Below are 9,008 nucleotides of genomic sequence, written 5' to 3'. Positions count from 1 at the left end.
AGCCACTCTCAAACCCGTTTGAGAGAGGCTTATTCTATTTTCTTTCTATTTTATTTCTAATATTCATCATCTTTAAATCAGTTTCTGCAATAGTTTCCGCACATTCCTTTAATTCAACTTCTATGTTTTTAGTATTTTCTAAATCCTTTTTATATTTTAACTGATGTTCAAGACTTGCCCAAAAATCCATAGCAACTGTACGAATTTGTATTTCCACTCTTACTCTTTCCTTTTTTTCTGAAAAGAATACAGGAATTTCTATAATCATATGATAACTTCTATATCCATTAGATTTAGGGTTTTTAATATAATCCTTTGATTCAATAAGAAATATATCATCTTGTTTAACAAGCATATCAGCAATCTTATATACATCATCTATAAAGGCAGTTATAACACGTATGCCTGCAACATCATTAAGAGAATTCAGTACAGACTTAGTACTAATTTCTTTTTCTAATCTTTGAAGTTTCTTTACAATACTAAGTGGCTTTTTAACTCTAGACTTAATAAATTGTATTGGATTTTTCCTATTATTAAGGGATAATTCATCATTAAGAATTTCAAGCTTTGTTGTCACTTCTCTTATAGCAGAATTATAAACTAGCATAAGTTCTCTAAAGTTACTTATTTCTTTAATTAAAAACTCAGGCGGGGTTGGTAAAACCGTCTCAGATAAAAGCATTTTCTTTGAACCATCATTTTTTTCCATTTCAATCACATCTTTTCTTAAAATTCTATACCTTTCCTTGCTTCTACGTCTTTTGTATAATAATGTTTTATTTCTTTCATTTCAGTTACTAAATCAGCTATTTCTATAATTTCATCCCGAGCATTTCGTCCCGTTATTATTACTTCTACATGCTCTTTTCTATTTTTAATTGTATCTATAACTTCTTTCATAGGAAAAAGTTTATAATAAAGAGCTATATTCAATTCATCCATCACAACTATATCATGTTCTCCATCATTTAATATCTTTTTAAATTCTTCCAATCCCTTTTTTGCTGCCTCTATATCTTCATTTGTAGGCTCATTATAAATAAAGCATCCTCTACCAAATTGTTTTATTTCTAAATTTGGTAGGAAGCTTACACACTCTAATTCACTGTAATCCATGCCTTTTATAAATTGTCCAAAGAACACTTTCTTTCCAGCACATACAGCTCTCATGGAAAGACCTAATGCAGCAGTAGTTTTACCTTTACCATCTCCAGTATAAACATGAATATATCCTTTTTCCATCTTAAATCTTCCTTTCTTTTAGTTTTCTAGATCTTATCTCACTTAAAGAAGATGTAGAAAATTTCCATTGAACATTGATAGTTAAATCCATAAGCTTTCTACATAAATTGTAGTCTATTACAACAAATTATAACACACAATATCCATATTTAAAATTTTAAAGTAGTAGGAAGTCTTTTTTCCAAATATATTTTTAAAATCTTTGTATTGTTTCTATCTATGCACTAGCTTTATATATCTTTTTCCCAATTATTTCATCTAAATTATTTATGAGTTCTTGAAGTTCTTCTACAGTGCAATCAGCCATATGTCCTATTCTAAATGTTTTATCCTTAAGATCTCCGTAACCGTTTGAAATTTGAAAACCTCTTTTTCCAAGTACTTTATTTAATAAATCAATATCAATATTTAAAGTATTTTCAATCGTGGTTACTGTATTAGATGCATAAATCTCTTCCGTATATAAAGTAAAATACCTTTTAGCCCAAGCCTTTACCATATCTCCTAACATTTTATGTCTATTGAACCTATTTTCTAAGCCTTCATCTAAAATCTTATTTAATTGGTAATCCATTGCATACATCATTGCTATATTAGGTGTAGATATATATTGATGATCCATTTTCTCTATTGTTTCATATAATTCTAAAAAATCTAAATAATATCCTCTAAATTTAATTTCTCTCGCCCTTTCTATGGCTTTTTGTGATACAGATGCTATAGCCATTCCAGGAGGAAGTCCCAAACATTTCTGTGTAGATGTAATACATACATCAATGCCCAGCTTATCTACTTCAAGCTTTATTCCTCCAATTGAGCTAACCCCATCTACTAACCATATAATATCAGGATATTTTTTAATTACTTCTGAAATTGATTCTAAAGGATTGGTAATACCTGAAGATGTTTCATTATGAGTTATAGCTATTAGATCGTATTTTCCAGTGGATAAAACTTCATCAACTATTTTACTATCTATAGGTTTACCCTTTTTAGCTTTATATAAATCTGCTTTTATATTATTTCGTTTAGCTATCTCATGCCAAAGGCTTCCAAAAAAACCATTTGAAAACACTGCAGCTCTTTTTTTAGTAAAAGACCTTATAGCCCCCTCCATTAAAGCAGTTCCTGAAGAAGTAGATAAAACAATCCTGTTTTTTGTATAGAAAATTTTTTGTAATTTTTCACTAATACTTCTTTGTAAGTCGGAGGCTTCTACAGTTCTGTGTCCTATTATTGATTTTGTCATTTGGGCTAGAACATCTTCCCTTACATTTACTGGTCCTGGTATAAATAATTTTTTATTCATAATCTGCCTCCTTGTATTTTTATAATAAAAAAGCTCTTCATCCCTTATAAAAAGGGACGAAAAGCTCATCTTTTCCGTGTTACCACCCAAATTGATCATTAAAAAATTGGATAAGAAAATATAATTTTATTAAAAAATTATATAAAAAAAGCCCTTCATCCTAATACAAGGACGAAAGACTAAGTCTCCGCGTTACCACCCAAATTGATCTAATGATCCACTCTATGCAGTATAACGGCTGCTCCGTCTTGCTTTCAAACAAGACCTCCGAGGTAGCTTAAGACAAATCCCAATGCTTACTTTCACCAAATGTAAGCTCTCTAAGATTGAATATTTTATCTTATTCCCCATCTAAAGTTTATTGTATTAATACATAGTATACCACACTCTTGCTTAAAATACAAAATCCTTTTTTGTTAATTTTATTTATATAAGTCAAACATATGTGATACAGTCATATGAAAAATTACCTTAAGATAATTTTAATTTATTTATTTTATAAAACATACTATTCAGGATAATAATTATCAGCTATCTCATTTGATTTCTACTTTATTATTTATCAATACCTTTGAAAAAACAAATAATTGTAATCATTATTGCAGTTGAAATTGATGATAAATATGAAGAAAGCATAAAAATGCTCCTCTTTGTAGTTACAGTTTTATCGTTTTATCTGCCTACTACAAAGGGAGCATATTATTTATAAAATTAATTTATTTTATATTTTATTTTGCCTTAGTATCTATTTCTTCTTTTATTTGTGATATAAAGTCTTCTACGTCTACTTGACCCATATCTCCGTCTTCCCTATCTCTTACAGCTACCTTATTTTCTGAAACTTCTTTTTCTCCTACCACTAGCATATAAGGTATCTTTTGCATTTGAGCTTCTCTTATCTTATAGCCTATTTTTTCTGCTCTATCATCTATTTCTACTCTTATTCCTTCTTCTTTCATTTTATCTCTAAGCTCATAAGCATAGTCGTTAAACTTATCTGAAATAGGAAGTATAGTAGCCTGAACTGGTGCAAGCCATACAGGGAATTTTCCTGCATAGTGTTCTATTAAAATCCCCATAAATCTTTCAATACTACCAAAGATTGTTCTGTGAATCATTACAGGTCTTTTCTTTTCATTATCCTTGTCTATATAGTGCATATCAAATCTTTCTGGCATTTGGAAGTCTAATTGAATTGTACCACATTGCCAAGTTCTGCCTATAGCATCTTCAAGTTGAAAGTCTATCTTAGGACCGTAAAAAGCTCCGTCTCCTTCATTTAATATATAGTCAATGTTCTTTTCTTCCAATGCTTCTTTAAGACCATTAGTAGCTAGTTCCCATTGTTCCTCAGTTCCCATAGAATCTTCAGGTCTAGTAGATAGTTCTATATGATATTTAAAGCCAAATATTTCATACATATAGTCTGCTAAGTCGATTACTCCCATTAATTCTTCTTTTATTTGAGAAGGTAAAGTAAATAAGTGAGCATCATCTTGAGTAAAGCTTCTTACTCTCATGAGTCCGTGAAGTGCTCCAGAAAGTTCATGTCTATGAACAAGTCCTAACTCACCCCATCTAAGTGGTAAATCCCTGTAACTATGAGGATGAGATTTATATGCTAAGATCCCTCCAGGACAGTTCATAGGTTTTATAGCATAATCTTCATCATCTATTTTAGTAAAGTACATATTATCTTGATAGTGATCCCAATGTCCTGATTCATGCCATAAAGATTCATTTAAGATAATAGGTGTTTTAATTTCATCATACCCTCTTTTAGTATGTTCATCTTTCCAAAAATTTTCAAGTTGATTTCTTATAACCATTCCCTTAGGATGGAAAAATGGAAATCCAGGTCCTACTTCATGCATAGAAAATAAGTCTAATTCTTTACCTAGTTTTCTATGATCTCTTTTTTTAGCTTCTTCTAATCTATGAAGATATTCTTCTAAATCTTTTTTCTTTTCATAAGTTGTTCCATAGATTCTTTGAAGCATCTTATTGTTTTCATCGCCTCTCCAGTATGCACCTGCTATACTTAGAAGCTTTATAGCTTTTACTTTCTTAGTCTTCATCAGATGAGGTCCTGCACAAAGGTCTGTAAAGTCTCCAAGTTCATAAAATGAAATCTCTTCATCTTCAGGTAAGTTTTCTATTAAATCAACTTTATACACTTCACCTTTATCTCCAAAATATTTTAAAGCTTCATCTCTAGACATTGTAAATCTTTTTAATTCATGGTTTTCTTTAGCTATTCTTTTCATTTCTTTTTCTATTTTTTCTAGATCCTCTGGTGTAAATCTATGCTCAGTATCTATATCATAATAAAAACCATTATCTATAGCAGGTCCTATTGCAAACTTTGCATCGGGAAATAAATTTTGTACTGCATGAGCCATTATATGAGAAGAAGTATGCCAAAAGATTTCCTTTCCTTCTTCATCTTCAAATTTTACTACTTTAAAACTAGAATCTTCATTTATCTTTTCTTGTAATCCTCTTGTTTGACCATTTACAACTGCTCCCATAGCAACTCTTGCTAAGCCTTCTGATATATCTTTTGTAACATCTAATACGCTAACTCCTTTTTCATAATCTTTAACTGTGCCATCTGGCAGAGTAATTTTTATCATATCCATTTAAATTGCCTCCTATAAGTCCAAATTTTTAATCTTAGTTTATAATACAAATTTATTGTTTTTTTAGATATAAAAAAACCTTTCATCTCTACAATAAAATTGTAGGGACGAAAGGTTATATTCTATCGTGGTTCCACCCTAGTTGGTTCTCGTTTTAAAATAACGCTTAAAAGCGGTAACCCTTGGAAATATTGGATTCGGCTCTGGGGTGGTCTTCAACTATAATCACTTAAGAAGATTTTCAGCTCAAGTCTTCTCTCTCTAAAAGTAATAAAATAATTTACTCTTCCCTTCTTTGCCTATAATATTTAATTATATATTATAATATACCCTTTATGAGCCTTTGTCAACATTTTTATTAAAATAATTATTTTACCCTATCAGCTATCTCTGATGCTGTCAGTTTTTCTTGATTACCAGTTTTCATATCTCGAAGAGAATAAAGTTCCTCTTTTACTTCTTCTTCACCTATAACTAAAGTAAATGGGATATCTAGTTTATCTGCATAGTTGAATTTTTTACCCATTTTACCTTTTTCTACATAAACTTGAGTATTTATACCCATTTCTCTTAGAGAATTAGATATTTTAACTCCTTCATCCATATAACCTTTCATAGGTATTATAAGTATTTTAGTTAAGGAATATTCCTTAGGTTCTATAATATTAGCCTCTCTCAATAAATAGAAAAGTCTAGTTAGTCCTATAGATATACCTACACCAGGTAGTTTTTGCTTTGTATAAAAGCTTGCTAAGTCATCATATCTACCACCAGAACAAACACTACCTATTTCTTTATGATCATTTAAAAATGTTTCATATACTGTACCTGTATAGTAGTCTAAGCCTCTGGCAATAGTTAAGTCTACCTCAAAGTTTTCTTCAGGAACACCAAATAGCTTTATATAGTTTACTACAGTTTCTAGTTCTTCTAATCCTTCTTTAAATTTATCATTTTCTACATTTAATTGTTTCAATTTCTCTATAATTTCATCGTTACTTCCTTTGATTTTAATAAATTCTATGATTTTTTCCACATCTTCATCTTTTATTTCTAGAAGTCTTAGTTCTTCTTTTGTCTTTTCTATTCCAATCTTTTCTATTTTATCTATAACTCTAAGTACCATAGTTGCATCTTCTATATCTAAAGAACTAAAAAAGCCTCCTAGAAGCCTTCTATTATTTATCTTTATAGTAAAAGAATCAAATCCCAAATCTTTAAAAGTAGAATATATAACAGCAGGTATTTCAGCATCATTTATTACAGCTATTTTGCCATTTCCTATTATATCAATATCGCACTGATAAAACTCTCTAAATCTTCCCTTTTGGTTTCTTTCTCCCCTATATACTTTTCCTATATGATATCTCTTAAAGGGAAATTCTAGTTCAGAGTAATGTTGGGCTACATATCTTGCAAGTGGTACTGTAAGGTCAAACCTAAGTGACATATCAGTAGATCCTTTTTCAAATCTATATACTTGTTTTTCCGTTTCCCCTGCACTTTTAGCAAGTAATACTTCAGATTTTTCAATTATAGGAGTGTCAATAGGTAAAAATCCAAATTTTTCATAGTTATTTTTAATGGTATCTCTCATCTGATTAAATAAAATTTGTTCTTTTGGAACAAGTTCCATAAACCCAGGTAATATTGATGGCTTAATAATTTTTTTACTCATATTCTAATACCTCCAGTTCTTTATTACCTTTTATCATAGCATTTTTACAAAAAAAGTCAAAGAAAAAAAGAGTCTTCTAAACTCTTTTAAATTCATTATATAGTATATTTATTACAGATTTTACAGTCTCTACAAATAGTAATTCTATCTTCAAATATTTCTTCCAAAATAGAAATAATATCACCTTTAGACTTATCTCCTAGATGTATTATTAACTCCTTAGGCGATAGTGCAATTATGGTACTTAAAAGTATATCTCCATCACTTACCTCATCATAATATAAATCCTCCAAGACCATACTTATATGATCATTATTAATTTTTTGAAAATCTGAATCCATAAGAATATATTTTTCACCTTTTAAAACTACATTTACAGTGTCTATCTCATGAGTTTGGCTTTCTACTAGAGCTTTTAACATATCTATAAATTCACCATACTCGACCTCTAATTGAAAGTTTCCTAGAACTAATTCTATAGCCTTTTCTATTAGTTTGTGATATGATTTTGATCTAAAATTTAGATAACCATCAATAATTAGTGTATTATACTCTACAAAATATTCAAATATTTCATTTTTAATATCTTTCTTTTCTTTAATGAATAAAGTATTAGATTTCAATACTTCTTTTACATCTTCTATTATTTCTGATCTATTTACAGAATCTAATTTCCCTAGTTTCCTATCTATATTTGCAGATATAAGATCATCAGCATAAAATTTAATTATCATATCTTCTACAAATTTAGTTAGTGTATCTAAAAAAAGAGAATCTCTTTTAATTTCATTTTTATTTAAAGAAAATATATATCTAAATCTATTTTCATATTCTTCATAACTAATATTTACATCTTTTTTTATAGGGATTTCTTCTATAATGTGATGTATTTTCTCGGCCGGTACAGTACTTTCTATCTTTATAGCGTCCAAAAAAATCACTCCCTTTCTTTTAATAGTATCTCTTAATAATACTTCAATATACTTTATATATCTTGTAATTAATTACAATTCAAACTAATTATAGTACCAATATCAACTATTTTTTTATTAGATAGATAAATTATTTTTTTACCTGCATTTTTTATAAATCTTTCTATATTTTCTTTACCAGGATGATTCTTTAAGGAACCTGATAAAAATACTTCCTTATTTGACATATTACCCGTACAGCCACCTATAAAACCATAATCTTGGTTTTCTAAAGTTATATGGCCTGGATTTATGAGTAAAGACTCAATTCCCTTATCTTTAAGTCTTGTATAAATAAAATGATCTGCAGTTATTATTTCCCTATCCCCTATTACCGCTATAGAACATTTGCTATATCCTTGATTTACATTTATTAATTCTAAATTTTCTTTTTTAAGATGAAATTTTAAAACTTCATCTGTATGTTCAAAGTTATGAATAGCAAAATCAGAAACTCTCCCTACATTATATGCAATATCCAATGGATATTTACTATTCAATTTCCGTTCTCCTTTTATTATCTTTATATTAGTACTTTTAAACTCTTCTTTATAATATTCATATACAGTCGGTTCCGTAACTAAAATATTATGATTTATAGGATGAACTACTATATCAGGATGATATTTAATAGAATTATCTACTTTTGGATGAGCTATAGTTTTTATAACTCTTAAGTTTCTATCTATTAAATTGTCGTAAATATCTTCATCTATATTTCCAGCTACTATTACAGTATCTGCTTTTTTTAATGGTATAAATGGATTTTTCATATTTCACCTCAAGATTTGTATGTTTTCATTAAAAAATCTCCGAGAATATTCTCGGAGATTTTTTGAAAAATGGAGGCGGCACTCAGATTCGAACTGAGGGTAAAGGCTTTGCAGGCCTCTGCCTTACCACTTGGCTATGCCGCCATATATAATACTTATCAATACTTTTTAACTTATGAAAAGATTGGCGCAGTTTCGTAACACAAATTCATTTACTCCCTACGGTCGTATGAATTTGGTACTCATTGCGTTTGACCTACTTAAAATTTGCTATCGCTCATTGAGTTAGGTCATAAATGGAGCACTTTGCAGCACCTCTAACTTATGAAAACATTCAATGGAGCGGAAGACGAGATTCGAACTCGCGACCCTCGCCTTGGCAAGGCGATG

The 9,008-nt window shown here is 29.4% G+C and carries 7 protein-coding genes, 1 tRNA gene and 2 other annotated features; all 8 genes read right to left on the bottom strand.

Going from position 1 to position 9,008, the window contains the following annotated elements; translation table 11 throughout:
• Nucleotides 1-34 precede the first annotated feature (34 nt).
• Nucleotides 35-712: a GTP pyrophosphokinase gene (locus ACTHW2_RS07625; protein ID WP_442263351.1), complete on the bottom strand. Its 678-nt coding sequence runs from the start codon at nucleotides 710-712 to the stop codon at nucleotides 35-37.
• A gap of 17 nt (nucleotides 713-729) precedes the next feature.
• A complete protein-coding gene (cobO, locus tag ACTHW2_RS07620) occupies nucleotides 730-1,245 on the bottom strand; it encodes a cob(I)yrinic acid a,c-diamide adenosyltransferase (RefSeq protein WP_442263350.1) in 516 nt (171 codons plus the stop codon).
• A 217-nt stretch (nucleotides 1,246-1,462) separates the two neighbouring features.
• Complete coding sequence (locus ACTHW2_RS07615) at nucleotides 1,463-2,554, bottom strand: pyridoxal-phosphate-dependent aminotransferase family protein (RefSeq protein WP_442263349.1); 1,092 nt, start codon at nucleotides 2,552-2,554, stop codon at nucleotides 1,463-1,465.
• Between the two features lie 164 nt (nucleotides 2,555-2,718).
• Nucleotides 2,719-2,917: a binding site (T-box leader), on the bottom strand.
• Between the two features lie 365 nt (nucleotides 2,918-3,282).
• Nucleotides 3,283-5,190 carry a threonine--tRNA ligase gene (thrS, locus tag ACTHW2_RS07610; RefSeq protein ID WP_442263352.1) on the bottom strand — a complete coding sequence of 636 codons (1,908 nt, stop codon included), beginning with the start codon at nucleotides 5,188-5,190 and terminating at the stop codon, nucleotides 3,283-3,285.
• Between the two features lie 106 nt (nucleotides 5,191-5,296).
• Nucleotides 5,297-5,501, bottom strand: a binding site (T-box leader).
• 62 nt (nucleotides 5,502-5,563) lie between these two features.
• Nucleotides 5,564-6,874 carry a histidine--tRNA ligase gene (hisS, locus tag ACTHW2_RS07605; RefSeq protein ID WP_442263348.1) on the bottom strand — a complete coding sequence of 437 codons (1,311 nt, stop codon included), beginning with the start codon at nucleotides 6,872-6,874 and terminating at the stop codon, nucleotides 5,564-5,566.
• 95 nt (nucleotides 6,875-6,969) lie between these two features.
• On the bottom strand, nucleotides 6,970-7,806 hold the full coding sequence (gene ytxC, locus ACTHW2_RS07600) for a sporulation protein YtxC (RefSeq protein WP_442263347.1): 837 nt from the start codon (nucleotides 7,804-7,806) through the stop codon (nucleotides 6,970-6,972).
• A 68-nt stretch (nucleotides 7,807-7,874) separates the two neighbouring features.
• Nucleotides 7,875-8,618: a DUF6873 family GME fold protein gene (locus tag ACTHW2_RS07595; RefSeq protein ID WP_442263346.1), complete on the bottom strand. Its 744-nt coding sequence runs from the start codon at nucleotides 8,616-8,618 to the stop codon at nucleotides 7,875-7,877.
• A gap of 70 nt (nucleotides 8,619-8,688) precedes the next feature.
• Nucleotides 8,689-8,762, bottom strand: a tRNA-Cys gene (locus ACTHW2_RS07590).
• Nucleotides 8,763-9,008: the final 246 nt, after the last annotated feature.

Origin of the sequence: Tissierella sp. (genome assembly GCF_052089545.1) — a bacterium.
In the GTDB taxonomy this organism is placed as follows: Bacteria; Bacillota; Clostridia; order Tissierellales; family Tissierellaceae; genus Tissierella_A.
This window is presented reverse-complemented; position numbering and strand designations above follow the sequence as displayed.